Here is a 26175-nt window from a genome sequence, read left to right as displayed (position 1 = left end):
GAAGGCCCTTGGAAGAAGGCGCCTCCCGCCGCATCCGGCGGGAGGCGCCCTTCGTCCTACCGGCTCAGCGCAGCTCCGGCGGGTTGGTCTCGGAGGTGCTGATCGCCGAGGCCTCGACGCCCCACTTGCGCACGATCCGCTCGTAGGTGCCGTCCTGGATCAGCTTGTTCACCGCCGCCTGCAACGCGGGCGCCAGCGGCGAGTCCTTCGGCAGCGCGAATCCGACGTTCAGGCGCCGGAACTCGTTGAGGAACCGCAGGTTCGGCTGCTGGCTCACGGTGTAGCGCAGGCCGTTGATCGTGCTCATCAGCACGTCGACCTTGCCCTGCTGCAGGGCGGAGTACTGCGCGCTCATCTCCTTGAAGACCAGCACCTGGTAGGCCGGCCGGCCCAGTTCACCGCAGCGGTGCTGGTGGGCGTTGAGCGTCGTCTCGAACGTCGTGCCCGCGCCGGTGCCGATGGTGCGCCCGCACAGCTGCGTGACGTCGGTGACCGGGGCGAGATCGCTGTCCTGGCGGACCGCGAGGCCCTGGCCGTCGTTGAGGTAGGTCACGAAGTCGACGGTCTTCTTGCGCTCCTCGGTGACCCCGAAGTTGCCGGTGCCGACCTGGAACTTGCCGCTGCCCAGCGCGGGCAGGATGGTGTCGAAAGCGGCGTCCTGCCGGTCGATCCGCACGCCGAGCACGCGGGCGGCGGCCTCGGCGATGTCGATGTCCACGCCGACCGCGGTTCGGTTGTCGGGCAGGTAGAACGCGCCGGGCGGGCTGCCGTCGAGCGAGCTGCCGAAGGTCAGCGCCCCGGCCTGCCTGACGTCCGGCGGCAGCAGCGCCGCGATCGCTTCGTCCTTGGGAACTGCGGAGACCACATCGGCGGTCGCATCGAGACCGGGCGCGGCTTCGGTCGGGATCGCGCCGGGCGCGCATCCGGCGAGCAACCCGGCCGCGGCCAGCATCACGACGATCGTTCTGAAACGGGGCAGCATTCGGTGTGAACCCTTCGAGGGGAGCGAACGGGCGCGGTGGTGGTGGCGCGGCCCGTGCGAGGAGTCAGCTGCAGCGGCTGACGGCGCGAAGGAGGGATGACGTCAGCCGCGACAAGCGGCCGACCACACCAGGGCGAGGTCGATGTGGGCGCGTTTCACCAAACGCAGTTGCCTGGTCACGAAACGAGAATCGCCGGAGGCCGGGTGGGTGTCAACGACGATCAACCTGTGGGACGGCCTTGACCCGGCGGCCGGGGCGGCTAGCGTGTCAGGCGGTGGTGGACCCCGCCGACGTCGTTCGGCGGCCGTTTCCTGCGAGGCGTTCCTCTCCTTTTCGTCCAAGCAGCGCGATTTCAGCGGAAATCGACGTGCTGATCTCCGCGGATTCGCCGCACGACAGGGAAGTCCCGATGACCCGATCAACGCATCTGCAGGCGGTGCCCGATGCCGGGACCGCCACCACCGCCCCGCCGCCCGTGGTGCCCGCGCGGCATCCCGGCAGGTGGATCGCCGCCGTCGCGGCGCTGGTCGTGTTCGCGCTCGTGGTGCATTCGATGGCCACGAACCCGAACTTCCAGTGGCCCGTCGTCGCCGCCTACTTCACGCTCCCGGCCGTGCTCAACGGCCTTTGGCTCACGCTGTGGCTGACCGCCGTCACCATGGTCCTCGGCTTCGCGCTGGGCGCGGTGCTGGCCGTCATGCGGCTGTCCGGGAACGCCGTCCTGAACTGGCTGAGCTGGACCTACACCTGGCTGTTCCGGTCCATCCCGCTGCTGGTCCAACTCCTGTTCTGGTTCAACATCGGCGCGCTGTACCCGACGCTGAGCATCGGCCCGTGGTTCGCGGTGGACACCGTGAACCTGCTCGGCGGCACCACGACGGCGGTGATCGGCCTGGTGCTGCACGAGGCCGCGTTCGCCGGGGAAGTGGTGCGCGCCGGCATCCTGTCGGTCGACGCGGGCCAGAGCGAGGCCGCGCAGGCGCTCGGCATGACCAGGATGCGCGTGCTGCGCCGGATCGTGCTCCCGCAGGCGATGCGCGCGATCATCCCGCCGGCGGGCAACATGCTCATCGGCACGTTGAAGGGCACCTCGATCGTCAGCGTCATCGCGGTGCACGACCTGCTGTACTCGGTGCAGCTGATCTACAACCGGAACTACCTGGTGATCCCGCTGCTGGTGGTGGCGACCGTCTGGTACCTCGTGATCACGTCAATCCTGACCGCGGGCCAGTACTACGTCGAACGACACTACGCCCGCGGTGCCCACCGCGAGCTGCCGCCGACGCCGCTGCAGCGGTTGCGCGCCGTGCTGAAGGGAGCCCGCTGATGCTCCGGATTTCCGGTTTGCACAAGAGCTTCGGCGCCACGCCGGTGCTGCGCGGCGTGGATCTGGCGGTGCGGCAGGGCGAGGTGACCTGCGTGATCGGCCCGTCCGGCTCGGGCAAGAGCACGCTGCTGCGCTGCATCAACCACCTGGAGAAGGTGGACGCCGGGAGCATCGAGGTGGACGGCGTGCTGATCGGCTACCGCGAGTCGGCGGGCCGGCTGCACGAGCTCGGCGACCGCGCGATCGCCCGCCAGCGCGCCGGGATCGGCATGGTGTTCCAGAGCTTCAACCTGTTCGGGCACCTGACGGTCCTGGAGAACCTGATCGAGGCGCCGGTCGGCGTGCTCGGTCTGTCCAAGAAGGACGCATTGGTGCGGGCGCGGGAGAAGTTGCGCCGCGTCGGCCTGGCGGACCGCGAGGACGCCTACCCGCGCCAGCTCTCCGGCGGCCAGCAGCAGCGCATCGCCATCGCCCGCGCGCTGGCGATGGAACCGAAGCTCCTGCTGTTCGACGAACCGACCAGCGCCCTGGACCCGGAGCTGGTGGGGGAGGTGCTGGCGGTGATGCGCGACCTGGCCGCGGCGGGCCAGACGATGGTCGTGGTGACGCACGAGATCGGCTTCGCCCGGGAGGTCGCCGACACCGTCGTGTTCCTGGACGGCGGCGAGGTGCTGGAAACCGGGCCGCCGGGGAAGGTCCTGGACGACCCCGAGCTGCCCCGAACCAGGGACTTCCTGCAACGCGTGCTGTGAAAGGGATCGGGCCTTCGCAGGACTGGTCCTGCGAAGGCCCTTCTCGATTCGCCGCGCCTCGGTCAGGCGAGGAGCCGGCCCCGCGGCGCGGTGTCCCTGAGGACGTCGCGCGCCGCGAAGACCAGCTCAACGGCCCGACCACGGAGCAGCGTCACTTTTTCTTCGCCCGGCCGTACCGCAGCATGCCTTCCAGCCACTCGTCGAGGCCCGCCGACTGCGGTTCGCCGCGCCACGCCAGGTGACCGTCCGGGCGCACCAACCAGACCTCGTCGGCCTCCGCGCGGGCCTTCTTGTTGGCGGCGTTCGACGCCTTGCGCTCCAGCACCGTGAAGTGCTCCTCGCCCAGCCGCTTCCGGACCACGTCGACGCACGGGTCCGCGCCGCCCGCGGGCACGAGCAGCACCCAACGCCCACGGAACTCGTCGTACAGCCGGGTGCGGCGGCGGTCCGCCGAGCGAACGCATTCGAAGTCGCCCACCATGTCGCCGGGCCGTGGCTTGGCGTCAAAGCGCGCTCCGCCGCCCAACGGGCCGTCCCGATAGGTCTCCCAAAGCTCGGAATGCGAGAACGTGGTCAGCTGCTCGAATCCGGGGATCTTGACGATCGGTGCCACCACGCGGTCCCGCACGAACCGCACGATCGGGTTGCGCATCTTCTCGATCTGGCTGGGCGCGGTCTTGCCGAGGACGATTTCGGCCGCGATCGGGCGGCGCTCGCCCTGGTAGGTCTCCAGCAGCGCCTCGCTCGCCTTGCCCTGGATGACGAGGGCGAGCTTCCAGGCCAGGTTCTCCGCGTCGCCCATGCCGGTGTGGATCGCGGGCCCGCCGAACGGCACGTGCGGGTGGGCGGCGTCGCCGGCCACCAGGACGCGGCCTTCGCGGTAGTTGTCCACGATCCTGGCGTGCGAGACGAACGTGAGCTTCGTGGTCGTGTCGCGGAACTCGATGCCGCCGTAGGGGGAACGCTCGGCCAGCACGGTCCGCACCCGCGAAACGATCTCGTCGTCGGTGGGCTTCTCGGTGCCCTGGTCGGGGTCGAGGGCCAGGAGGCGCCACAGGTTGTTGGCGCCGTCCGGGTCGATCATCGGCATCGCGCCGACCCGCCCGTCGGGGTGGATCCAGCTCGTCAGCCCGCCCCGGTCGAGGTCCCAGTCGATGTGCGCGTCGACCAGCAGGTAGCGCTTGCTGCGGCCGATGTAGCCGATCCCGGCGGCCTTCCGGACCATGCTCTCGGCACCGTCGCAGCCGACCAGCCAGCGGGCGCGGACCTGCTCGCCGTTGGCGAGCACCGCGGTCACGCCGGTCGGGTCCTGCTCGATGTCGACCAGTCCGCAGTCCCATTCGACGGCTCCGCCGAGTTCGGCCCAGTGCTCCCGGATGGCCGCCTCGATCTTGCCCTGGTTGATCAGCATCGGGGGAGCCAGGTTCTCCTTGCCCGGCGTGGTGTAACGCAGCCGGATCGGCTGGAGCCCGAGGTGGGCGGTGGCCCTCGTGAGCAGCGGCGTCTCGTTGGGCAGGTTGCCCAGCGAACCCATCCGCTGCATGACTTCGGATCCCGGACCGTGCACCGAGCTCGACAACCGCACGGGCGGGCTGGGGGCCCGGTCCATCAGTCGTACCGAAACGCCCTGGAGCGCCAGGTAGTTGGCGAGCGTCAGGCCCGCCGGTCCGGCGCCGATCACCAGCACGTCTGTCGTTGATTCACTGCTCATTCTGGGCTCCACGGGGGGTGATTTATCGGGACCTTGCGACGATCGCCCTCGCGTCACCGAGTCCAGGCCTGGATCCAGCGCGAGGACGCCGGCCGTCCCCGGGGGTGGCCCGGGGAGGGCGGTGGTGAGGGCTGTTGGTCACGCTTTTCACATGCCGTTCGGGCGAGTGCCCTGGGCGGGTCCGGATTCGGGTCCCGCTGACGGCCGGACGATCCTGATCGGCGTGCCGGGCTCCGCGCCGAGGCCGGTGGTTCTCGGGCCGTCCTCCGCGCCATCTTCGGCTGCCGCTGTTCTCACTCCTTCCGGATTTCCTGCGAGAATGTGCAGAATGTAGGGAGATCGCGATCTTGTGCACAAGCGTTGGGACACCAAGTTGCCACCGCCGCGAGTGTCGGTGGACGGCGCTTCGGAGGGGTGGCAGTTACCTGCCACCGCCGGCCCCGGTGCCGCCGCACGTGACCACAGGGGACATTCATGGCGGAAGAAGTGTTCCGCCGGCGGCGTGCACTGACGTGATCCACTCCGCTCGCGGTGATCGCGGCACCGATTCGACCTCGATGGCCGGGTGTGCGATCTGCCGGAATGCACAGGTCGTGACAGTCCACATTGCACCGATGTGAACGGCGGAGCTGAAAGGGCCGGGGCAGTGGCCGAGGGTTCGGTGATTTCGTCGCAGCCCTGGGCGGTCGAGGAAGACCGGGCTCGGAGCCGTAGACGCGCGGCTGACCGAGGCGGGGGCGCAACACCGGAGGTCGGCACATGCGGCAAGGGTGCTGTTCGGCCTGATCCGCCCGCGCGATCGGCTCCGGCCGTGGCGTGGCCGTTTCGGGCCGAGATGGCGGAGGTGCGGCGGAATCGCGGCATCGGCCGAGTCCGCATCGCGCCAACGCTCGGTGGCCCCTCGTCAATTCCTTTCATCCGGTGATCTCGTCTTTTCGCCGGTTGCCCGAGTGCCAGGTCACGCGAGCTTGGATCACTCGAACGGGCTCCGGCAATCCTTTCGAGGCAGTGTGAAAGGTGACGGTCGTGGTGTGTGTGCCAGATCACAATCAAGTGCTTTTGCTCGAGAAGCGCCAGCACCATCGCGCTTGCGGCGCTGAGGCCGCAATCACATTCGTCGGGGGTGTGCAGATGAGCAATCCCGTCGGTGCCGGCGCGCCGGGCCGCCGTCGGCTCGTCCGGCCGAAGGGCTTCCGCTCCGGCGGCGATCGTGTCATTCGGACGGCGGAGGTGCGCCTGTTCCGAATGCGGATCATGTTCGTGCGCGCGAGGAATTCGCCGCCGGCCGCCGCATCGTGCGGCGGGCGGCAGGCGGCGGGGAGCGGTGCGTCGTCCGTTGTGGGAGCGGCCGAGGAGCCTGCCGCGAGACCGCTCCCCGGTGGGCGCCGCGCGATCGGCACGCGTTCCGGTCGCGCTCCTCGGTTCGCGTTCGGCTTTGAGGACGGGCACCGGGAAGCGGTAGCGCGGTGACGATTCACCCTGGGGCGAAAGATGGTTGGTGGGCTTCCCGCTCGCTGGCTAGTGTCGGCCCAGGCGGGTTGCTGGAGATCTCGGTCAAGACGGCGTAGTCCGCTTCTCGGAGTGTGCGGCGGGCGCCGTTCCGCGTGTTCGGCGCTCTTTCGGTTCTGTGGTTTCGCCGTTCGGCGAAGCGGTTCCTTCCTGCTGTTCGCGGGAAGGTCGGGTGGGCTTGTTGGCAGTTCGTGCTGATCGAATGCGACTTGGATAGTCCAGGAGTTGAATGGTGTTCGAGTTGGCTTTCGCTTCTGAAGGTTCGGTAGGGGGCCTGCGCGAGATAGCCGCCAGGGAGCGGCGGGGCGCTGTCGACGACGGCGGCGCTGTCGACGACGGGCTGGAACGTTCGCTGCTGCGGGCGAACGAGCTGATCGAGACCGCGGTGCACGAACACCGCCGGAGATCGTCGCAGAGCTCCTTCGCGATGGTCGGGCTCGACGAGGACCTGCGGTGCACGGTGGAACAGATGGTAGCGCGGGCCGAGAGATCCGTGTCCATCGCGGTCTCACTCCCGTCCGATGCGGAACTCCTCTGCCGGACAACAGGAATCGGTGCGGCGGTGGGCGTCCGGGTGCTGAGCGCTCCGCAAGGTCTGCGGGTGGACCGCGCGGTGGAGATGATGCGTCGGCCGGAATGCGAGATCAAGCTCTCCCGGAGCCCCCTGCAGGGAGTCGTCCTGGTGGACGGCCGGCTCGCGTTGCTACGGTCGAATCCGGGAACCGCGGACCGGCAGGCGTCGATCATCCGCCTGCCCGCGGTGGTCCGGGCATTGGAAGCGCTGTTCGTCGCCTCCTGGGAGACCGGCAGGTCGCTGCCGGACCACCTGCTTCCCCTCGAACGCCGGAGCGTGGCGCCGGTGCGGCGGATCTTGGAGCACATGCGGGCCGGGCACACCGACAGCCAGTCGGCGCAGAAGCTCGGCATCTCGCTGCGGACCTACCGCCGCCAGGTGGCCTGCATCATGCAGGAGCTCGGGGCCAAATCGAGGTTCCAGGCCGGTGCCCTGGCGGTCGAAGCGGGCCTGCTGGACGCGCGGGGCACGGCGCAGGATTCGTGAACATGTCGGGTTGGTGGGCGGAGAGGCGAACGCGGTGGAGCATTCGATGGTCGGGGACCAGGCGGCGCACGGGCGTGCCTGCGAGCAGGCGGCGTTCGGGCACCTGGCGGATGGGATCGAGCAGGCGTTGCTGGAAGTGCGTGCGCTCATCGGGGCCACAGTCGCCGAGCACCGCGAGAAATCCGCATCAGACCAGGCGTTCCGGGTCGTGGGCCGGGACGTCGACGCGGCGCTGGAGGCGATGGCGAACCTGGTCGGCCGGGCGCGGAACAACGTCGAAGTGGTGCTCGCCTCGAAATCGGAGTTGCGCATGTCGGCGCGTTCGGTGCTGCGCAACCTGGCCCGCTTCGCGGGCGACCAGGTGCGGGTCCGATTGCTCTGCGCCCCCGCGGTTCTCGATCTTTCGCTCTTGCGGGCCGGTGACGAGCAGCGGGCGCCGTTCGAGGCCCGGTTCGGTCGGATCAGTTCGCTGGAGGCCGTCGTCGTCGACGGGCGGACCGCGCTAGTGCGTTCGGACGCGACGTGCGACGGGCAGGCAGTCGTCGTCCGCGCTGCGCCGGTGATCCGTACGCTGGAGGACCTCTTCGCCGATGTTTGGCGCAATGCGCGTCCCGTGGCGAAGCCCGTCGACTTCGGCGGCCGGGCGCACACCGAGTTCGCGCAGCGGGTGTTGAAGATGCTCTACGACGGCTACACCGATGCGGTGGCCGCGCGGGAACTCGCTGTGTCCGTCCGGACGTACCGGCGCTACGTCGCCGAAATCGTGGAGTTGTTGGGGGCGAACTCGCGCTTCCAAGCCGGCGTGCGGGCCGCCGAGATCGGCTTGCTGCCCGCGTCGTGACGGCGCGATGATCGCAAGTTTCCGATTGTGCGCCAAGGGAATCGAGTGACAGCTGGTTGCCAACCAGGTGGTTCGGCGGCGCGCGGCCGACGGCCGGTGGCAGCTTGTGGCCGCAGGCCTTGTTGTTCGATCGGGGCCGGCAATAGCGTCGAGCCACGCTCGCGCGGAGGTCGCGAACCACGAGTTGGTGCGGAAGGGGCGTTATGGCTGCGCTTTTGGAAGAACGCAAGGTAGAGATCAAGGACATCGTCTGCGACATCCTGGAGATCGATCCCGACGAGCTGACGGACGCGAGCCTCTTCAAGGAGGAGCACGACGCGGACTCGCTGCGCGCGATCGAGATCCTCGCGGCCCTGGAGAAGAAGTTCGGCGTCGTCATCGACCAGTCCGAACTGGGGCGGATGGTGAACCTCGACGGCGTGTACTCGGTATTCGTCGAGGCGGCCGACAAGTAGCCGGTCCGGCGGTGCCCGGATCGTCGGGATCCTCCTCCCGGCTTGGAAATCTCCTGCCGGACGCCCACGCAATGACGCCTAGGAGGCGAGGAAACCATGCGCGACGCCGCGGCCCATCGCGTTGTCATCACCGGTATCGGTGCGGTTTCCAGCATCGGGATCGGGGTGCCGGACTTCCTGGCAGGGCTGCGCGCGGGCGACAGCGCGGTCAAACCGATAAGCGCGTTCGACACCAGCGGGTACGAGCACGCTCTGGGATGCGAGATCGATGATTTCGAACCGCAGCGGTGGATTCGCAACATCGCGCCCGACGGCCTCGGCAGGGCGAGCCAGTTCTCCGTCGCCGCGGCCCGCATGGCCGTCGACGACGCCGGGCTCGGCGAAGAGGCCCTGCGCGAGCGGCGCTGCCTGAGCGTGATCGGCACGACCGACGGCGAGGCCCGCGACCTGGACCAGCTGGTCGAAACCGAACTGCGGTCCGGGCCGGGGGACATGGACCCGGCCGTGGCCGCGCGAGTCCCGGCGGGCCGGCTCTCGACCGCGGTCGCCGACGAGTTCGGGCTGCGCGATGTCGAGGCGGTGACCCTCCCGACCGCGTGCGCCGCCGGGAACTACGCCATCGGCTACGGCTTCGACGCCATCCGGGCCGGAGACGTGGACTTCGCCCTCTGCGGCGGCGCGGATGCCTTGTGCCGCAAGACGTTCACCGGATTCTACCGCATCGGGACCATCGCCCCGGAGCGGTGCCAGCCCTTCGACAAGGACCGCAAGGGGATCCTCACCGGAGAGGGCGCGGGCGTCCTCGTGCTGGAGAGCCTGGAGTCCGCCCTGGCACGCGGGGCCCGCATCCACGCCGAGGTGCTGGGGTTCGGGCTCAACTGCGATGCGTTCCACCCGGTCGCGCCGAACGAGGACAGCGTGGCCAGGTGCATGCGGCTCGCACTCGACGACGCGGGCGTCAAGCCGGGCGAGGTCGACTTCATCTCCGCGCACGGCACCGGGACCAAGGCCAACGACGTCACCGAGGCCTCGGCGATCCGGCGGGTGTTCGGCGCGGACACCGCGCCGCGCACGATCTCCATCAAATCGATGCTCGGGCACACCATGGGCGCTGCGAGTGCGCTCGCCTCGATCGCCTGCGTGCTCGCGATCACGGAAAACTTCATCCCGCCGACGATCAACCACGTCGAGACCGACCCGGAGTGCGGCGTCGACTGCGTGCCCAACGAGGCGGTCGAGGCGCAACCGCGGATCGTGCAGAACAACGGGCTCGCGTTCGGCGGGAACAACGCCGTCGTGATCTACGGCAAGTACGAAGAGGAGCGGGTGTGACAAGGCTTTGCGCGCACAAGAGGCGTTCCCGATGAGCTGTCTGATCACCGGCACCGGAGCGGTGGCGAGCGTCGGGAACACCGCGGACGAGGTCTTCGACGCGCTCTGCGCGGGCCGCAGCGGACTGGCGCCGCTGCGCGGCTTCGACAGCGACAAGTTCCGCGCCAAGAACGCCTACGAGATCGATGACCGCCCGGCGTCGGGAGGCGACGTGCCGTCGCGCGCCACGGACTGGCTGCTGCGAGCGGTTGTCGAGGCGTTGCGGGACGCCGGTCTCGGCGAAGACCTCTCCGACGTTCCCGTGCTCGTCGGAACCGGGCTGCGCGAACTGCGGTCCGTCGAGCTGAAGTGGCGCGACGGCGCCGAGTTCGACCTCGACCGGTTGCACTTCGGCACGGCGCTGCGGGAACGCTTCGGAGCCGCCCGGACCTACACGCTCTCCAACGCCTGCTCGGCTTCCCTGCACACGTTGGCGATGGGCAGCGACATGATCGCCGCCGGGCTCGCCGACACCGTCGTCGTCGCCGGCGTGGACACCGTCACGGAAAGCATGTTCGGGCTGCTCGACCGGGTCCAGCTCGATCCACCGGACCGCGTTCGGCCGTTCGACCGGGCCCGCCGGGGCACGCTCATGGGCGACGGGGCGGCGGCCGTGGTGCTGCGCCGGGAAGAACCCGCGGCACTGGCCGGGGCCAGCGGCCGGCTGCGCGCCGCGAGCATGAACTGCGACGCGGCCCACGCGACCGCGCCCGACCCGCACAGCATCGCCGGCGCCATTCGCGCGGCGCACGAGCTGGCTGGCGTCAAAGCGCATGACATCGACCTGATCCTGTTGCACGGCACGGGAACGCCGCTCAACGACGAGGCGGAGGCGACCGCGCTCAGCGAGGTCTTCGGCGCCGACGTCGAGCTGCCGCTGCTGACGGCGCTGAAGTCGATGACCGGACACACCTCGGGCGGGTCTGGGCTGCTGAGCCTGATCGTCGCCGTGCTGGCGCTGGCATCCGGCCGGATCCCGCCCGCCACCGGCCTGACCGACCCGACGGCCGATGCCGAGCGCTTCCGGTTCGTCCGCGACAGCCGTCGGCACCCGGACCTCAGGCTGGCCCAGGTCAACGCCTTCGGCTTCGGCGGTGTCAACGCGGTCGCCGTCGTGGAAGGGATGGACGGCTGATGCGGATCGTCATCACGGGTGTCGGCCTGGCACTGCCCGGCGCTGAAGACCTCGCGGCGCTGCTGCGCACCGACGGGCAGCGCGGCGAGCCGGTCGACCCCGGGGCCCGGATCGGGCGCCGCGGCCTGCGCTACAAGGATCGCGCCTCGCAGCTCGCCTTGTGCGCGGCGGCGGAGGTGCTGACCGACGCCGGTTTGCGCCCGGCGGACGGCGAGTTGACCGTCGCCGGTGAATCGGTCGCCGTCGTGGCGAGCTCGAACCTCGGCAACCTGGACACCGTCTGCGAGATCGCGTCGGCCATCGCCGAGGAGTCCACTGATCGCATCAGCCCGATGGCCCTGCCCAACGCTTCGAGCAATGTCGTCGCGTCGTCGGTCGCCATGAAGTTCGGCCTGCGCGGCCCGAACCTGATGCTCTGCAACGGTCCGACCGCCGGCCTGGACGCCGTGCACTGGGGTGCGGCGCTGGTCGCCGCCGGCCGGTGCGAGCGCGCTCTCGTCGTCGGGGTGGAGACGCGCAACCACGTGGTCGAGGCCCTCACCGGCGAGGTCGACCTGCTGGACGGCGCGGTCGCGCTGATGGTGGAGAGCGACGAGGCGGCACGGGCGCGCGGTGCGCGGGCGGTCGCCGAACTCGGGCAGTACAGCCGGGAAGGCAGCGTCGCCGCGTGCGTCGACCGGGTGCTCGCCGGCGGAGGCCCGCCCGGCATCTGGTTCACCCCGGACGCCGCCGAACGGCCCGAGGTCACCCCGGGAACACCGCGCCACGACGTCACGGGTGCCTTCGGGCTCGCCTCCGGCGCGCTCGGTGTGCTGCAGTGCGCCGCCGCGATCGGCTGGCTCGGCACCGGTGGCGCCGGTTCCGCGCTGGTCACCGCGGGCGACGACGCGGCCGACGGGGTCGCGGGAATGGTGTTGCGGTCAGCTGGGAAAGGGGAGCGATGAGTGCTGACACGTCGGCTTCGCCGAGCCAGGTAGCCCTTCTCGGCGGCCGAGAACCGGTCGCGGTGCGGTGCGCTAGGAAGGCGGAGGTGCCCGACGACCCGATTCGCGTCCTCCTGGTGCACGGGCTGTGCAGCAACGCCGCGATCTGGGACGCGTTCGTCGCGCTGGCCGACCCCAGGTGCGAGCTCTGGGTCGCCGAACTGCCCTGGCGAGGCACGGGAATCGCCGGGTGGACATCGCAGCCGGTGGAGGAGTGGATCGGCCAGGCGGTCGCCCGAATGCCGGGCGGTCCGGACGTGGTCATCGCGCATTCCTTCGGGACCAACGCCGTGCTCAGTTGGCTCGACCGGCAGGACACCGGGCCCAACGGCCGGATCGCGGTCGAGGGTCGGGAACTGCGCGGCGTCGTCCTCGTCTCGCCGCTCTACCGCGCCGAGCCGGAGGACTTCGACTGGGATTCGATCGGCTACTACCTGCACAACTTCGACCAGATCCTGGCCGCGGGCATGCGCGTGCGGCCGGGCAGCAGGCGCCTCTCGCCCGAGCAGCGGCTGGCCATCGCGGTGAAGGTGCGCGACCTCATCGGGCCCTACGGCTGGATCCGGTTCCTCGACACCTACCTGCGGATGCCGGAGGTGCGTACCGAACGGCTGCTGATGCCGTTCCTCGTCGTCGGCGGCGAGTCGGATTCCATCGCGTTCCCCGCCGACTCGGAAGCCCTCGGCAAGGCGCTGCCGGACGCTTCGGTGCACATCCTCCCGGGCAGCGAGCACTTCCCGATGGTCGCGTCGGCGGAGGCGTTCGCCGACCTGGCAAACACGTTCCTCCGCACCCTGTCGGCCTGATCGTCTGTCGGCGAATGCCGTCCGCGCTTTTGGAAGCGGCGCAGCCGCTTGCATCCACCTTGCCAAGACGACCACCGGCGGGTTCTGAGAGGTTTCCTGGCGAGGACGGCCCCTCCGCCGCGTATTGGACATACATAAGGAGGGGCACCCACAGTCCAGGGAAGCTCTCAGGTTCCGCTAAGCGACCACTCACCCCAGACCAGCCACCAACAGGCTCTGATCACCGCCAGGAGCCCGTCACCCAACATGGAGCGCAACCGATGACCGCCGACACCGAGCCGGTACTGACGAAGTCCTTGTTCGCCAACACCACCCACGTGGCGCTGCGGCCCCGCTACGAGGGCTCCAACATCTGCACGTGGATCGGCTTCAAGCACGTCAACTACCTCGTCGAGGAGGCCGTGCTGGAGCACTTCCGCAGCGCGGGCCTGGGCGCCCGAGGCCTGTTCGAGGCTTACGGCCTGGGGCTGGACATCGTCGACCTGGACACCCGCATCCTGCACGCGCTGCACATGGACGACCTCGCCGATGCGGAGGTCGTCTCGGTCACGAAGCCGGGCGATCCGGTGCTCGGCTTCCGCGTCACGCTGAGCCTGGAGCGCGCCGGGCAACCGACCAAGGCGGTGGTCGCCAAGGTCAAGGTTTCGTTGCGCCCCACCGACTACCTGCCCGCCGCAGGTGAACCACCCGCGGAACTGGCCGGTTTCGTGGTGCCTCAGCTCGGCGCGCACCTGCCCGCCGCGCGCCCCGCTGCGACCGTCGAGCCCGCCGACAACACCGCGCTCCAGCAGGGGCGCGGGACCACCGGCGGCGACCCGGTGCTGGAGCGGCTCACCGCCGGGGAGAACGCCTTCGGCTGGAAGTGGCGCATCCCCTACCCCTACTGCCACTTCACCGAGCGGCTGCAGATGTCGGGCTACCTGCGGCAGATGGAGGAGGTCGTCGACCTGTTCCTCGCCGACCGCGGCATCTCCATCCGCGAGCTGCTGGCCGACCGGCGGTGGATCCCGGTCGTCCCGCACTCGAACATCCAGATCCTGGACGAGGCCCTGATGGAGGAGGACCTCTACACGATCTACACCGTCGAGGGCATCTTCAAGGACTTCACCTACACCTCGCGGATGGACTGCTACGTCGTCCGCGACGGCCGGCTCGTGCAGACCGCCACCGGGCGGATCACCCACGGCTACGCCCTGATCGAGAGCCGCAGCGACTGGCGGCTGGTCAACTTCGACGAGCGCGTGGTGCGCGCGCTGGGCGGTTGACGGGCCCACGCGGCGCGGGAACGGAGACCCATGCACGAGTACTTGCTGATCGAGAGCGGCGGCACCCGAGCGGGCGCCGGGTGCGACCGGTTCGTCGGCGACGCGATCCGGTTGCTCGAAGGCGGCGACGCGGTGTCGCTCCTGCTCATCGAGAACGCCGCGCCGGCCGCGGTGCGGGATGCGTTCCCGAGCATCGACGGATTCCTGCGCAACGGCGGCGAACTCTGGGTGGATTCGTTCTCCCTGCGGCAGCGGGCCGTGCGAGCCGAAGATCTGGTCCCCGGCGTCCGGGTCGTGGAAATGGTCGACGTCGCCGAGAAACTGCTGGAGACGGGACTTCGGGCGGTGTGGCACTGAAATGGTGTTCGCGGTTCCTCACACGGACGTGCTGCTGAAGGTACTCGGCACGCCGCACCAGACCGAGCTGGTGACCAGCGTGTTCCGGTTGGCGGATGCGTTGCTCGACCGCGGCGCCGCCGTGCAGGTCTGGACGTGCGGCGACGCCACCGGCCTGACCCGGGTCAGCCTCGGCGACAGCAAGCCGATCAACTTCGCCGATCGGCACGCCGACCACCCGTCGACGGCGCGGCTCGTGCGCGAGCTGCTGAGCGCGCACCCGGATCGGCTCAACTGGTACGTCTGCCGCTTCTGCTGCGCGGACCGCGGCGCGGCCGAGCAGATCCCGGAGGTGCGCAAGCGCCCGCCGGCCAGGTTCTGGGAGCACGTGCAGGCGACCGACAAGGTCCTGGCGATGGGGGTGTGCTGAGCGTGGCGAGCGGAAGCACCCTGATGATCATCGAGCGTGCCTACCGGGGATCGGTCGAGACGCAGTTCGCCGACGTCCTCTACTTCGTCCGCGAACTGCACCGCCAGAGCGGCGGTGTCGACATCGCGCTGCGCGGGCCGGCGGCGGGATACGCGGTGGACACCGAGTTCGAACCCGCCATCCGCATCGCCGGCCGGGTGCTCGACTCGCTGCCCGACCCCCGCCACTCGCTGCGGCAGCTGCTCGACGACGGCGTCGGGGTCTGGGTCGAGGAGCCGGACCTGGCGGCCCTCGGCCCCAGCGCGCGAGACCGCCTGGTTCCCGGCGTGCACGTCGTTCCCGCGCACGAGCCGGCTTCGCGCTGGCCCGACTACGAACGGGTCTGGTTCTTCTGAGCCCGACCGCCCCGATCCGCCCGTCACAGCCGGAGGAAACACGAATGGCCCTCACCGCCGCCGTCGGCAACCCGGTCATCTCCGCGTGGTCCACCATTTCCCCCTTCGGGTTGAGCAGCGCCGAGTTCGCCGCAGGGCTGCGCTCGGGGCGCAAGCCCGCGGGCCGCCTCGACCGCGGCGAGTGGCGAGTGCCGTTCGAGGAGGCGCGCCTGGTGCCCGGCTTCGACATCAGGGCGGTGCTGGGCAGGCGCGGCACCCGCTCGATGGACCGGGCGAGCGGGCTGGCCGTCGCCGCGGTCGGCCGGCTGCTGGACGGCGCCGGCGGCGAGCGGCTGCCGGGCGTTGGCGAGGACACCGGGCTGGCGCTGGGGACCAGCACCGGGAGCGCCCAGAGCATGATGGACTTCACCCGGGACTCGCTGGTCGGCGAGCGGCCCTACCTGGTCGACCCGGCGCGCTTCCCGAACACGGTGATGAACTGCGCCGCCGGTCAGTCCGCCATCTGGCACCGGCTCAAAGGACCCAACACCACCATCGCCGGCGGGCGGGCCACCGGGCTGCTGGCCCTCCAGTACGCGCTGCGGCTGCAGCGGGCCGGCCGGGCGGAGACCTTGCTGTGCGGGGCGGTCGAGGAGTTCTCGACCGCGCGCGCTTGGCTCGAATGGCACGCCACCGATCGCCGGGACAACGTGCTGGGCGAGGGCGCCGCGGTGTGGTTGCTGGAGCGCGCCGGCACAGCCCGGGACAACGGCAGGCCCGGCATCGCCGAAGTCATCGGCCTGGAGTTCGGATTCGCCAAGGACGGGCGGGAGATCCGCCCGGTCCTCGGGGCGGGCCTGCGCCGCCTGCTGGATCGGTCCGGGGTAGCGCCGGAGGAGATCTGGGCGGTCGCCGACTCGCAGGCACCCGGCGCCGACGGAGAGGAGGAACGCGCGGCCATCGCGGACGTGCTCGGCACCGCCACCCCCCAGCGCGTGCCGTGCGCAGAGTCCATTGGGGACACCTCCGCAGCGTCCGCGGCGTTCCAGATCGCTGCTGTTCTCGCACTTGCGGAGGACGGCGGGGCAGGCGGTGCCCGGACGGTCCTGATCACCTCGGCGGAATCGAACGGCGTCGTCGGAGCGGCCCTGCTGGGGCTGGTCGACCCCGCCCGATCCGGGCCGTAGCGGACATACGTGGATCGGGGATCCCGCAGACCAGACGGCGTCTGTAACTCCCGCAGGGGGCCGCTCCCCGCACCGCTACGCAGGACGAGTTCGGAAACATGCTCTGCAGCGCAGTACCGCCACGAAAGGGATGCACACGATGCCCGACACCGACGCGACGCCCATCGACCCGGAGGACCTGCGGCGCATCGTCGCAGAGGTGCTCGACGTCGAGGTGTCCGACGTGACCGACGACGCCCGGTTCGTGGAGGACCTCGGCGGCGATTCGCTGCTGGCGTTGGAGGTCATCGTCGTGCTGGAGAAGAAGTACGGGGTGAAGTTCACCGAGCCCGAGGTGCAGGGCCTGACGTCCCTGCCGAAGACCCACGACCTGCTCGCGGCCAAGTTGGGGGGCGCCTGATGCGCGCGGCGTGCAGCCCGATCGCGGGCGCGATCGAGGTCGCGGGCCAGGAGCTCGCGATGGTCGTCGAGCCCGGCGACCCCGTTTTCGCCGGCCACTACCCGGGATTCCCGATCTTCCCCGGGGTGAACATCGTCGAGTTCGTCCACCGCGGTGCGCTGGCCGCCATCCCGGAAACCCAGCAGCGGTGGGAACTCTCGGGCATCGACAAGGTTCGCTTCACCAGCCCCGTATTCCCGGGCGATTCGCTGACCGCGGACCTCCGGTGGCGGCGGCGCAGTGCCGGCTGGACCTGTGCCGCCTCGGTCGCCACCGAGCGCGGGCCCGCCGCGCAGGTCCGGATCAGCTTCGCGGAGGCGGGCGCGGTGACCGCGGGGGCCGGCGGGATCGCCGGGATCAAGCAGATCCTGCCGCACCGCCACCCGATGCTGCTCGTCGACCGGGTCGTCGATCTCGTCCCCGGCGAGCGGCTCACCGCGCTGAAGGCGGTCACCTGCAACGAGCCGTGGTACCGGGAGCTCGCGGACGACGCCGACGACGAGGACTACGACTACCCGGGCGTGCTGCTGCTCGAATCCTGGTGCCAGGCGGCGGGATTGCTCATCGCGGGGGCGAAGCCGAACCCCGACGTGCGTACCGGCGCGGTGATGCTCTTCGGCGGGATCGCCGGCGTGCGCCGCACCGGGCGGGTCCGCCCCGGCGACGTCGTGGAGCACCGGGTCCGCTTGGCGCGGACGTTCGCCGACACGGCGATCTTCGAAGGGGAGAGCGCGGTCGGCGGCGAGGTCGTGATGGAGATCGACCAGGTGGTGATGGCGCTGCGACCGGCATCCGAACTGACCGGCGCGGCGGCCGGAGCGGAGGGGACGGGCGGATGACGGACACGGACAGGCGGGTCGCCCTGGTCACGGGCGGATCGCGGGGGATCGGCAGGGCGACCGTGCTGCGGTTGGCGCGGGACGGGTTCGACGTGGCGTTCTGCTACGCGTCGAACCCCGAAGCGGCCGCGCTGCTGGAGAAGGAAGCGGGCGACCTGGGGGCGCGGGTGGTCGCCGAGCAGGCGGACGTGTCGCGGGCGGATGAGGTGCGCGCGCTGGTCGCCGACGCCCAGGAAGAACTCGGGCCCATCGACGTCGCGGTGACCTCGGCGGGCATCGTCCGGGACAACCCGCTGCTGCTGATGAAGGACGAGGACTGGCACCAGGTCCTGGACACCAACCTCGACGGCACCTACCACGTCTGCCGCTCCGTCGTCTTCGAGATGATGAAGCGCAAGCGGGGTTGCATCGTCAACATCTCGTCGGTGGCCGGGGTCCACGGCAACGCCACGCAGACCAACTACTCGGCGTCCAAGGCCGGGATCATCGGCTTCACCAAGGCGCTCGCCAAGGAGGTCGGGAAGTACGGCATCCGCGCGAACGTGGTGGCGCCGGGCTTCGTCGAGACCGACATGACCGCCGGGCTGTCCGAGAGCACCCGCGCGGCCGCGGCGGCGAACATCGCGCTGGGGCGGTTCGGCCGACCGGAAGAGGTGGCCGACATGGTCGGTTACCTGGTGTCCGCCGAGTACGTGACCGGCAGCGTGCTGCAGATCGATGGCGGCATCGTCATCTGAGCCGGCCGAGGAGCGGAGAACCCGTCATGCCCAGGAAGAACAGCTTCCCCAGGTGGTACTTCTCGTTGCGCAGCCCGTATTCCTGGCTCGCCTACCGAGACCTGGTGGACCGGCACCCCGAGGTGGCGGCAGCGGTCGAGTGGCGACCGTTCTGGGAACCGGACGCCCGCAGCGAACGGATGCTGGCCGATGCGGGCGGCAGCTTCCCCTACGTGGCGATGTCCCGCGCCAAGAGCCTCTACATCCTCCAGGACGTGCGCCGGCTCACCCGCGAGCGCGGTCTCGAACCGACCTGGCCGGTCGACCGCGACCCGGTGTGGGAAGTGCCGCACCTGGCGTACTTCGTCGCGCTGGACGAGGGACTGGGGCGGGAGTTCGTCGACCGCGCCTATCGCGCCCGCTGGCAGGAAGGGCGTGACATCTGCGACCGCGCCACCATGGCGGAGCTCGCCGCCGAGCTCGGGCTGCCGCCGGACCGCGTCTCGAACGCGGTCGACGACGAGGAACTGCGTCGACGGGGGACCGCGGCGCTGCTCGACATCGACGAGGACGGCGTGTTCGGGGTCCCGTTCTTCGTGGACCGCTTCAACAAGTTCTGGGGCGTGGACCGGCTGCCGGCCTTCGTCCGGTCGGTGGCCGGCACGGCCGCCGCGCCGGTGCCCGTTGCGGCCGCGGAGCCGGACCCGGGCCTCGGCGGCGACCAGGGGCATGCCGGTGGCTGCGGCTGAACGACCATTCCGCGCGACCTGGAGGGCGAGATGAGGGAAGGCAACATAAGTTCGGCCGCGGCCGTGCACCGGTGGGCTCGGGTTGCCGGCGGCACCACGGCGATCGTCTACGAGGGCACCGAGATCAGCTACGCGCAGCTGTCCGCCCGGGTGCGGCGGTTGGCGGCGGTGCTCGCCGATGGCGGGCTCCGCCGCGGTGATCGGGTCGCCTACCTCGGTCGGAACAGCGCGCTGCTGCTGGAGACCGCGCTTGCCGCGGCGCACCTCGGCGTGATCTTCCTACCGCTGAGCTTCCGGCTGTCCAGCGACGAAGTGGCTTTCCTGCTCGGCGATTCCGGTGCGCACACGCTCGTCGTCGAGGACGAGCAGCGGGCGTTGGTCGACGGCATCGCCGACTCGGTCCCGGTGCGCCGCTTCCTGCTCGACTCGGCGGCCGAACCCGCTCACCCGCGCTGGGAGCGCTTGTCGGCGGCGGCTTCGCCGGACCGGGACGACGAACCGGTGCACGTCCGGGAGGCGGACGTCGCCCTGCTCATGTACACGTCCGGGACCACCGGGCGGCCCAAGGGCGCGCTGCTGACCCACGGGAACCTGTGGTGGAACCAGGTCAACACGGCGACCGCGATCGAAACCCGGTTCCGCGACCCGGCCCTGGTCATCGCGCCCATGTTCCACATCGCCGGGCTCAGCGGCTTCACCATGGGCACCTTCGCGCACGGCGGCACCTTGGTGGTCCGGCGCGCGTTCAACGCCGAGCAGTGCCTGGAAGACCTGGTGGCGCATCGGGTGGCCAACCTGATCGCGGTGCCGACGATGTTCGACGCCATCGCCCGGACCCCCGGTTTCGAGCGGGCCGACCTGTCGGCGTTGCGCGCCGCGATCGTCGGTGGCGCGCCGGTCCCGGACCAGCTCGTCCGCGACTACTCGGCGCGGGGTGTGAAGCTGCAGCAGGCGTGGGGCCTGACCGAGACCGCGCCGCTGGCGACCTACCTGCCTCCGCAGTTGGTGGACGGCAACCCCGGGTCGGCGGGTTTCCCCATGCCGCACACCGAGATCAGGCTGATCGATCCGACGACAGGGGCCGCGGTGACCGAACCGGGCGAGCCCGGCGAGATCTGCGTCCGCGGGCCGAACGTGATCTCCGGGTACTGGAACGACCCGGACGCGACTCGCAAGGCGGTGGACGACGCCGGCTGGTTCCGCTCCGGCGACATCGGACACTTGGACGAGCAGGGCCACCTCTACGTCGTCGACCGGCTCAAGGACGTGATCATCAGCGGTGGGGAGAACATCTATCCCGCCGAGATCGAGCGGCTGATGGCCGAGTTCCCGGGCGTCCGCGAGGTGGCCGTGGTGGGCGTGCCGCACCCGAAGTGGGACGAGACCCCCGTCGTGGTCGTGTGCCAGGACGGCGCGGCCACCCTGGAGGAGATCCGCGCGTTCCTCGGGGAGCGGTTGGCGCGGTTCAAGCTCCCCACCGCAGTGCACCACTGCGACGTCCTGCCGCGCAACGGCACCGGGAAGGTCGACAAGGCGGGGTTGCGGGCGCGGCTGGCCGGCGAGCTCGAACCGGTCGCCGCAGACCGATGATGCGAGCCGGGCCGGGAGGGGTGCGACATGGTCGGCGTTCGTGATGGCACCGCGACCGCAGTTTCAATTGAAACTGCGGCCACGATTCACGGCGCGATCGAGGACCAGGTGCGGCGGAGCCCGGCCGCGGTGGCGATCGCGCACCGCTGGTCCGAGCTGAGCTACGCGGCGCTCGACGCCAGGGCGAACCAGCTCGCGCACCACCTGCGCGCGCTGGGCACGGGGCCGGGTTCCCTGGTCGGCGTGGGTCTGCGCCGCGGGCCGGACCTGGTCGTGGCGCTGTTGGCCGTGCTCAAGGCCGGTGGCTCGTTCGTGGCCCTCGACCCCGCCGAACCGGCGAAGCGGCTGGCGCTCATCGCATCCGACGCCGACCTGCACTGCCTGATCACCAGCGGCGCCGGCCCATCGGGGCTTCCCGCCCGCCACCTCGTGCGCATCGACGCGCACGCCGCGGAGATCGCCCGGCGGCCCACCGCACCACCGGAGTCCGTTGTGGACGGTGAGTACCCGGCGTACGTCATGTACACCTCGGGACCGCACGGTCGGCCGCTGGGAATCGTGGTCCGGCACCGCAACGCGCTCGGCCGCTTCGCCGGGATGCGCGACCGGATCGGTTGCGCGGAATCGGACGTCGTCCTCGCGTTGACCAGCATCTCCTCCGACGCCGGGGTGCTGGCACTGCTGTGGCCGCTGACCTGCGGCGCGAAGGTCGTCGTCGCCGGGGACCGGTTGATCGAGAACCCGGCTCCCGCCGCCGAGCACCCGCTCGGCTTCAGCCTGTTCTTCTTCGCCGCCGCCACGGCCGACGAGCAGCGGCGCGACGGCTACCGCCTGGTGCTGGAGGCCGCGAAGTTCGGCGACGCCCACGGGTTCGAGGCCGTGTGGACCCCCGAGCGGCACTTCCACGCCTTCGGCGGCCTGTACCCGAACCCGGCGGTCATGGCCGCGGCGCTGGCGACGGTGACCGAGCGGATCGGACTGCGGTGCGGCAGCGTGGTCGCGCCGCTGCACGACACGGTCCGCATCGCCGAGGAGTGGTCCTTGGTGGACAACCTCTCCGATGGCCGGGTCGGCCTCGCGTTCGCATCCGGCTGGAACACCAACGACTTCGTGTTCTTCCCGGACCACTTCCCGCGCCGCAAGCAGCGGATGGCCGAGCAGCTGGACGAGTTCCGGCGGCTGTGGCGCGGGGAGCCGGTTCGGCGGCGGGGCGGCGACGGCGCGGAGGTCGATGTGCGGGTCTTCCCGTCGCCGGTGCAGGGCGAGCCCCCGATCTGGCTCACCTCGGCGGGCTCGGTGGAGACCTTCGAGCGAGCGGGGGCGGCCGGGGTGAACGTGCTCACCCACCTGCTCGGGCAGGACCTCGACGAGCTGGCGGTGAAGATCGCGGCGTACCGGAACGCCAGGGCCGGGCACGGGTTCGCCGGGCCGGGCCGGGTGTCGGTCATGGTGCACACCTTCCTGCTCGACGACGCGGAGCGGGCGAAGGCGCTGGCGAGGGGCCCGTTCCGGGAGTACCTGCGCAGCTCCGCGGAGCTCAGCCGGGTGCTGTTCGGTGCCGGGACCGCCGTCACCGACGAGGACCTCGAATCGGTGCTGGACCTGGCGCTCGACAGGTACCTGGAGCGGTCCGGCCTGTTCGGTTCGCCGGCGGAGGGCGTCGAAGTGGTGCGCAGGCTGGCAGCCGCGGGTGCGGACGAGATCGCGTGCCTGATCGACTTCGGGGTCGCCGTCGACGAGGTGATCGCGGGCCTGCCCACGCTGAACCGGCTGAAAGAACTGCACGAGGAGGAGGTGGCCGACGCCGAGCACTCGTTCGCGCAGCTCGTCCGGCGGCACAACGTCACCTTGCTGCAGTGCACGCCGTCCTTCCTGGCCGCACAGCCGGCCGGCTTGGAGTCGTTGAGGGGCGCCCGCGTGGTGCTCGTCGGCGGGGAGGCGATCCCAGCGGATCTGGCGCGACGCCTGTCGGCCGCGTTGCCGGGGGTGCGGTTGTTCGCCGCATACGGCTCACCGGAGACGACTTCCTGGGCCGCGGTCCACGAGATCGGCCCGGACGCGGCGGTGTCCATCGGCCGAGCGCTGCCGGGCACCGAGGTGCTGGTGGTGGACGAGGACCTGCGGGAGGTGCCGGTCGGAGCGGTCGGTGAGCTCCTGATCGGCGGGGCCGGGATCGCCGCGGGCTACCTCGCGCAGCCCGGGCTCACCGCGCAGCGGTTCGTCGCGAGCGGATCCGGAGCCGCCTACCGGACCGGGGACCGCGTGCGCCGGGGAGCGGACGGAACCCTGACGCTCCAGGCGCGTGATGATCGCCGGGTGACTGTCCTCGGGCACCGGGTCGAGCTCGCCGAGGTGGAGAACGTGCTTTCCCAGCATGCCCAGGTCGAATCCGTCGAGGTGACCGCGAGCACCGGTCGGTCCGGTGGCGCGCAGCTGGTCGCGCGGGTCGCCCCGGTGGCCGAGCCGACCGACCACGTCGCCGAAGAGGCCCACGTGCGCCGTTGGTGCCAGGAGTGGGAGCGGATCTATGCCGCCGCCGAGCCGGGAACCGGTGCCGTCGAACCGATTCCGCCCCAGGACATGCGCGCGTGGCTGGACCACACCGCGCGCCGCATCGCGGACCTGGCGCCGCAGTCGGTCGTGGACGTCGGTGCCGGCCCCGGACTGCTGATGCGCGCGCTGCTCCCGCACATCGCGGAATACCGCGGGATCGAGCCCTCCTCGTCGGCCGTCGGAGCGGCTCGGCAGTCGCTCGGCCCCGAGCCACCGCACAACGTCGTCATCGACCACGCCGACGCCGCCGCGCTCGCCGGCATGCCGACCGCCAGCGCCGACGTGGTGGTGCTGAACTCCGTCGTCCAGTACTTCCCGAGCACCGGATACCTGGAGCGCGTTCTCGCCGAGGCCGCCCGGGTCGGTCGGCGCGCGGTCTTCGTCGGCGACGTGCGGGGCTTGGCGGAGCTGGACGCGCGCTACGCGGCAGCGGAGCTCAAGCGCTGCCAACCGTTGACGTCGGCGGCGGGACTCGCTGCGGCGATCTGGCGAAGCGTCGCGGGCGAGCCGGAGTTGTGCCTTTCGCCCGCGTACTTCAGGCGGTTCGGCCACGCGCGGATCGAGCTCAAGCGCGGGCACGAGGTCAACGAGCCGACCTGCTTCCGCTACGACGTCACCCTGCTGCTCGACGAGCCGCCCGGCGGCCCGGTCCCCGATGCGTTGGCCTGGTCGGAACTCCCGGCCGGACTGGACGGCCTCGCCCAGCGGATCGGCACCGGGCCGCTGACCGTCAACGGCATCCCCAATCGCCGGCTGGTGCGCCCGCGGGCACTGCTCCGACTGCTCGGCGGGATTGCGGACGACACCACGGCCTGGGAGCTGGAGCGGCTGCTGTGGGAGGTCGACGGGTCGTCGGCCGTCGACCCGGAGAGCGTCGTGGAGTTCGGTGAGCGGCACGGCGCGAGGGTCCGGCTGCTGGTCCCGGAACATGGCGGCCTGCACGAGTTCGACGCTGCTTTCGAGCCGGTGGAGCGGCGCCGATGAAGACCGGGGCAACCGATCCGCTGGCCGTGGCGCGGGCGCCCGGGTTCCGCGCGGCACTACGCGCCTTCGCCCGGGAGAGCCTTCCCGGAGCCATGGTCCCGGGGCGGATCGAGGTCGGCGGCCGGGATCCCGACGGGCTGGCCGGAACCGCGTACGCCGCGCCGACCGGTCCGGTCGAAGCCCGGCTGGTCGGCATCTGGCAGGACGTGCTCGGCGTGCACCGGGTCGGCGTCGCGGACGACTTCTTCGATCTGGGCGGCACTTCCCTGACCGCCGCGGTCTTGCTGGACCGGGTGCGGGACGAGTGCGGCGTCGAAATCGGGCCGCACGAGCTGTACGCAGGGCCCGTCATCGCGGAGCTGGCGCGGTTGGTCGGCGATGAAGCCGTTCCCAGCGACCGATCGCGCGGAATCGACCCCGACGCCCTGGCTGCGGAAGCGCTGCTGCCGGACGACGTCCGGCCAGGTCGGGTCGTCGAGCCGGTCGCGCCCTTCCGGAATGTCGTGCTGACCGGCGCGACCGGGTTCGTGGGCGCGTTCCTGCTCCGCGACGTGCTGGACCGCTCCGATGCCGACGTGCACGTCGTCGTGCGGGCCGGCGACCGGGACGGTGCCGTGAACCGGGTCCGGAAGAACCTGGCCGCGTACGGTCTGTGGCGCAGGGCGGATGCACGACGTCTGGTCGGGGTGCCCGCCGACCTCAGCCGCCCCTACCTCGGCCTGGAACGTCCCGCGTACGAGGAACTGGCACGGCGGGCCGATCTGGTGCTGCACAGCGGCGCCGGGACCAGCGCCGTGCTTTCCTATCGGCAGCTCAAGACGACGAACGTGTTGGGAACATTGGAAGTCCTGCGGCTGGCGTGCCGAGGTCGCGTGAAACCGGTGCACTACGTGTCATCGCTCGAGGTGTTCCCCGATGCCCTGGGCGTGCAGCCTGTCGGCGAGGTGGAACCGCCTGATGTGGACGGTGTGATCGGCGGTCGTGCGCAGACCAAGTGGGTGGCGGACCGCCTCGTCGCGCAGGCCGGGCGGCGCGGCCTCCCGGTCGCGATCCACCGCCCCGGGCAGGTCGTCGGGGGTCGAGCGACCGGGGCCTGCCCGCCGGAGCTGTTCTTGTGCGCCTGGCTGAAGGGCTGCATCCAGCTGGGCTCGGCGCCGGACCTGGACCTGTTCGTCGACGCGGTTCCGGTCGATTTCGTTGCGGCGTCCATCGCGCGAATCGCGTTGAGCGGAACGGGGTTGGGCCAAGCGCACCACCTGCCGGGTGCTCCGCCCGTGCGCTGGGCGGTGCTCGTGGACCTGCTGAGCGATTCGGGGTATCGGGTGTCGCGCAAGCCGTACGGGGAGTGGCGCAGGGATCTGCGCGTTGCGGTGGAAGCCGGCGCGGAGAATGCGCTGCTCCCGTTCCTGCCGCTGTTGGGCGAGGAAGGACCGGCGCCGGACCTGCCGCTCCGAAATGTCGGCCGCCCATTCGAGGCGGATCGGGCGGGCGGCTCGGAAACAGCTCCTCCGGTGGGCGTCTCGGAACTGATATCGGGTTGCCTGGACTACCTGGTCGCGATCGGGAACCTGGAGCCGCCGATGGCCGCTGGGTGAATTGAGACTTTTCCAACCTCGTTTTGGGTGGCGGTGCGGGTGGCGGAACCTCAGATGGCGGTGTTCGAATTGCTGCGATAATGCGGAATTCGGTTGCTTCGTTCGCTGTCGGGCGGAATTCGAGCACTCGTGAAATCCCGTGCGGGTCATGTGGGTGTCGCATGGTTTCCGCTGTCGCTGAAAGG

24 protein-coding genes are annotated in these 26175 nt (G+C 70.7%); 22 read left to right on the top strand and 2 right to left on the bottom strand.

Features of this window, described 5'->3' with window-relative positions; all coding sequences use genetic code 11:
- Window positions 1-64: 64 nt before the first annotated feature.
- A complete protein-coding gene (locus AB0H93_RS35805; protein WP_358579312.1) occupies window positions 65-982 on the bottom strand; it encodes an ABC transporter substrate-binding protein in 918 nt (305 codons plus the stop codon).
- A gap of 410 nt (window positions 983-1392) precedes the next feature.
- On the opposite strand from AB0H93_RS35805, the gene AB0H93_RS35800 reads away from it, so the two are divergent.
- Window positions 1393-2310 (top strand): amino acid ABC transporter permease, encoded by a 918-nt coding sequence (locus tag AB0H93_RS35800; RefSeq protein WP_358579310.1) that lies wholly within the window; start codon window positions 1393-1395, stop codon window positions 2308-2310.
- Window positions 2310-3062, top strand: a complete 753-nt coding sequence (locus tag AB0H93_RS35795) for an amino acid ABC transporter ATP-binding protein (protein ID WP_358579307.1) — start codon at window positions 2310-2312, stop codon at window positions 3060-3062. The genes AB0H93_RS35800 and AB0H93_RS35795 overlap by 1 nt, the downstream gene beginning before the upstream one ends.
- A 151-nt stretch (window positions 3063-3213) precedes the next feature.
- On the opposite strand, the gene AB0H93_RS35790 is transcribed toward AB0H93_RS35795, so the two are convergent.
- Window positions 3214-4773, bottom strand: coding sequence for an FAD-dependent monooxygenase (locus tag AB0H93_RS35790; RefSeq protein ID WP_358579304.1), 1560 nt, complete (start codon window positions 4771-4773; stop codon window positions 3214-3216).
- 1017 nt (window positions 4774-5790) lie between these two features.
- Here AB0H93_RS35790 and AB0H93_RS35785 point away from each other — a divergent pair.
- From AB0H93_RS35785 to AB0H93_RS35690, 20 genes are all read left to right on the top strand, one after another.
- Complete coding sequence (locus AB0H93_RS35785; protein ID WP_358579301.1) at window positions 5791-6243, top strand: hypothetical protein; 453 nt, start codon at window positions 5791-5793, stop codon at window positions 6241-6243.
- 280 nt (window positions 6244-6523) lie between these two features.
- Complete coding sequence (locus AB0H93_RS35780) at window positions 6524-7342, top strand: hypothetical protein (protein ID WP_358579299.1); 819 nt, start codon at window positions 6524-6526, stop codon at window positions 7340-7342.
- A 46-nt stretch (window positions 7343-7388) separates the two neighbouring features.
- Window positions 7389-8183: a hypothetical protein gene (locus tag AB0H93_RS35775; RefSeq protein ID WP_358579297.1), complete on the top strand. Its 795-nt coding sequence runs from the start codon at window positions 7389-7391 to the stop codon at window positions 8181-8183.
- A 203-nt stretch (window positions 8184-8386) separates the two neighbouring features.
- Complete coding sequence (locus AB0H93_RS35770) at window positions 8387-8638, top strand: acyl carrier protein (RefSeq protein WP_358579294.1); 252 nt, start codon at window positions 8387-8389, stop codon at window positions 8636-8638.
- 96 nt (window positions 8639-8734) lie between these two features.
- On the top strand, window positions 8735-9970 hold the full coding sequence (locus AB0H93_RS35765; protein WP_358579292.1) for a beta-ketoacyl-[acyl-carrier-protein] synthase family protein: 1236 nt from the start codon (window positions 8735-8737) through the stop codon (window positions 9968-9970).
- Window positions 9971-10001: 31 nt separating this feature from the next.
- Window positions 10002-11144 carry a beta-ketoacyl synthase N-terminal-like domain-containing protein gene (locus AB0H93_RS35760; RefSeq protein ID WP_358579290.1) on the top strand — a complete coding sequence of 381 codons (1143 nt, stop codon included), beginning with the start codon at window positions 10002-10004 and terminating at the stop codon, window positions 11142-11144.
- The gene (locus AB0H93_RS35755) at window positions 11144-12088 is read left to right on the top strand and encodes a beta-ketoacyl synthase N-terminal-like domain-containing protein (protein WP_358579288.1); all 945 of its coding nucleotides are present in this window, start codon (window positions 11144-11146) and stop codon (window positions 12086-12088) included. Before AB0H93_RS35760 ends, AB0H93_RS35755 begins: the two co-directional genes overlap by 1 nt.
- Window positions 12089-12174: 86 nt before the next feature.
- Entirely contained in the window at window positions 12175-12933 is a 759-nt protein-coding gene (locus AB0H93_RS35750; RefSeq protein ID WP_358579286.1) for an alpha/beta fold hydrolase, read from the top strand.
- 260 nt (window positions 12934-13193) lie between these two features.
- Window positions 13194-14198: a hypothetical protein gene (locus AB0H93_RS35745; protein ID WP_358579284.1), complete on the top strand. Its 1005-nt coding sequence runs from the start codon at window positions 13194-13196 to the stop codon at window positions 14196-14198.
- A 30-nt stretch (window positions 14199-14228) separates the two neighbouring features.
- The gene (locus tag AB0H93_RS35740) at window positions 14229-14555 is read left to right on the top strand and encodes a hypothetical protein (RefSeq protein ID WP_358579281.1); all 327 of its coding nucleotides are present in this window, start codon (window positions 14229-14231) and stop codon (window positions 14553-14555) included.
- Window positions 14556-14559: 4 nt separating this feature from the next.
- Window positions 14560-14964 carry a hypothetical protein gene (locus tag AB0H93_RS35735; RefSeq protein ID WP_207954543.1) on the top strand — a complete coding sequence of 135 codons (405 nt, stop codon included), beginning with the start codon at window positions 14560-14562 and terminating at the stop codon, window positions 14962-14964.
- 2 nt (window positions 14965-14966) lie between these two features.
- The gene (locus tag AB0H93_RS35730) at window positions 14967-15359 is read left to right on the top strand and encodes a hypothetical protein (protein ID WP_358579277.1); all 393 of its coding nucleotides are present in this window, start codon (window positions 14967-14969) and stop codon (window positions 15357-15359) included.
- Between the two features lie 44 nt (window positions 15360-15403).
- Entirely contained in the window at window positions 15404-16525 is a 1122-nt protein-coding gene (locus tag AB0H93_RS35725) for a beta-ketoacyl synthase N-terminal-like domain-containing protein (protein ID WP_358579275.1), read from the top strand.
- 139 nt (window positions 16526-16664) lie between these two features.
- A complete protein-coding gene (locus AB0H93_RS35720; protein ID WP_358579272.1) occupies window positions 16665-16925 on the top strand; it encodes an acyl carrier protein in 261 nt (86 codons plus the stop codon).
- Window positions 16925-17803, top strand: a complete 879-nt coding sequence (locus AB0H93_RS35715; RefSeq protein ID WP_358579269.1) for a hypothetical protein — start codon at window positions 16925-16927, stop codon at window positions 17801-17803. The genes AB0H93_RS35720 and AB0H93_RS35715 overlap by 1 nt, the downstream gene beginning before the upstream one ends.
- Complete coding sequence (fabG, locus tag AB0H93_RS35710; protein ID WP_358579267.1) at window positions 17800-18540, top strand: 3-oxoacyl-[acyl-carrier-protein] reductase; 741 nt, start codon at window positions 17800-17802, stop codon at window positions 18538-18540. The genes AB0H93_RS35715 and fabG overlap by 4 nt, the downstream gene beginning before the upstream one ends.
- Window positions 18541-18566: 26 nt before the next feature.
- Window positions 18567-19268 (top strand): DsbA family protein, encoded by a 702-nt coding sequence (locus AB0H93_RS35705; protein WP_358579265.1) that lies wholly within the window; start codon window positions 18567-18569, stop codon window positions 19266-19268.
- Window positions 19269-19298: 30 nt separating this feature from the next.
- Window positions 19299-20858: a long-chain fatty acid--CoA ligase gene (locus AB0H93_RS35700; protein WP_358579262.1), complete on the top strand. Its 1560-nt coding sequence runs from the start codon at window positions 19299-19301 to the stop codon at window positions 20856-20858.
- Window positions 20859-20885: 27 nt separating this feature from the next.
- Complete coding sequence (locus AB0H93_RS35695; RefSeq protein WP_358579259.1) at window positions 20886-24395, top strand: MupA/Atu3671 family FMN-dependent luciferase-like monooxygenase; 3510 nt, start codon at window positions 20886-20888, stop codon at window positions 24393-24395.
- Window positions 24392-25990, top strand: coding sequence for a thioester reductase domain-containing protein (locus tag AB0H93_RS35690; RefSeq protein WP_358579257.1), 1599 nt, complete (start codon window positions 24392-24394; stop codon window positions 25988-25990). The genes AB0H93_RS35695 and AB0H93_RS35690 overlap by 4 nt, the downstream gene beginning before the upstream one ends.
- Window positions 25991-26175 lie beyond the last annotated feature (185 nt).

Origin of the sequence: Saccharopolyspora sp. NPDC050642 (assembly GCF_040654735.1) — a bacterium.
Taxonomy (GTDB): Bacteria; Actinomycetota; Actinomycetes; order Mycobacteriales; family Pseudonocardiaceae; genus Saccharopolyspora; species Saccharopolyspora elongata.
The sequence above is the reverse complement of the archived record's forward strand: the minus strand, read 5'-3'. Positions and strand labels throughout refer to the sequence as shown.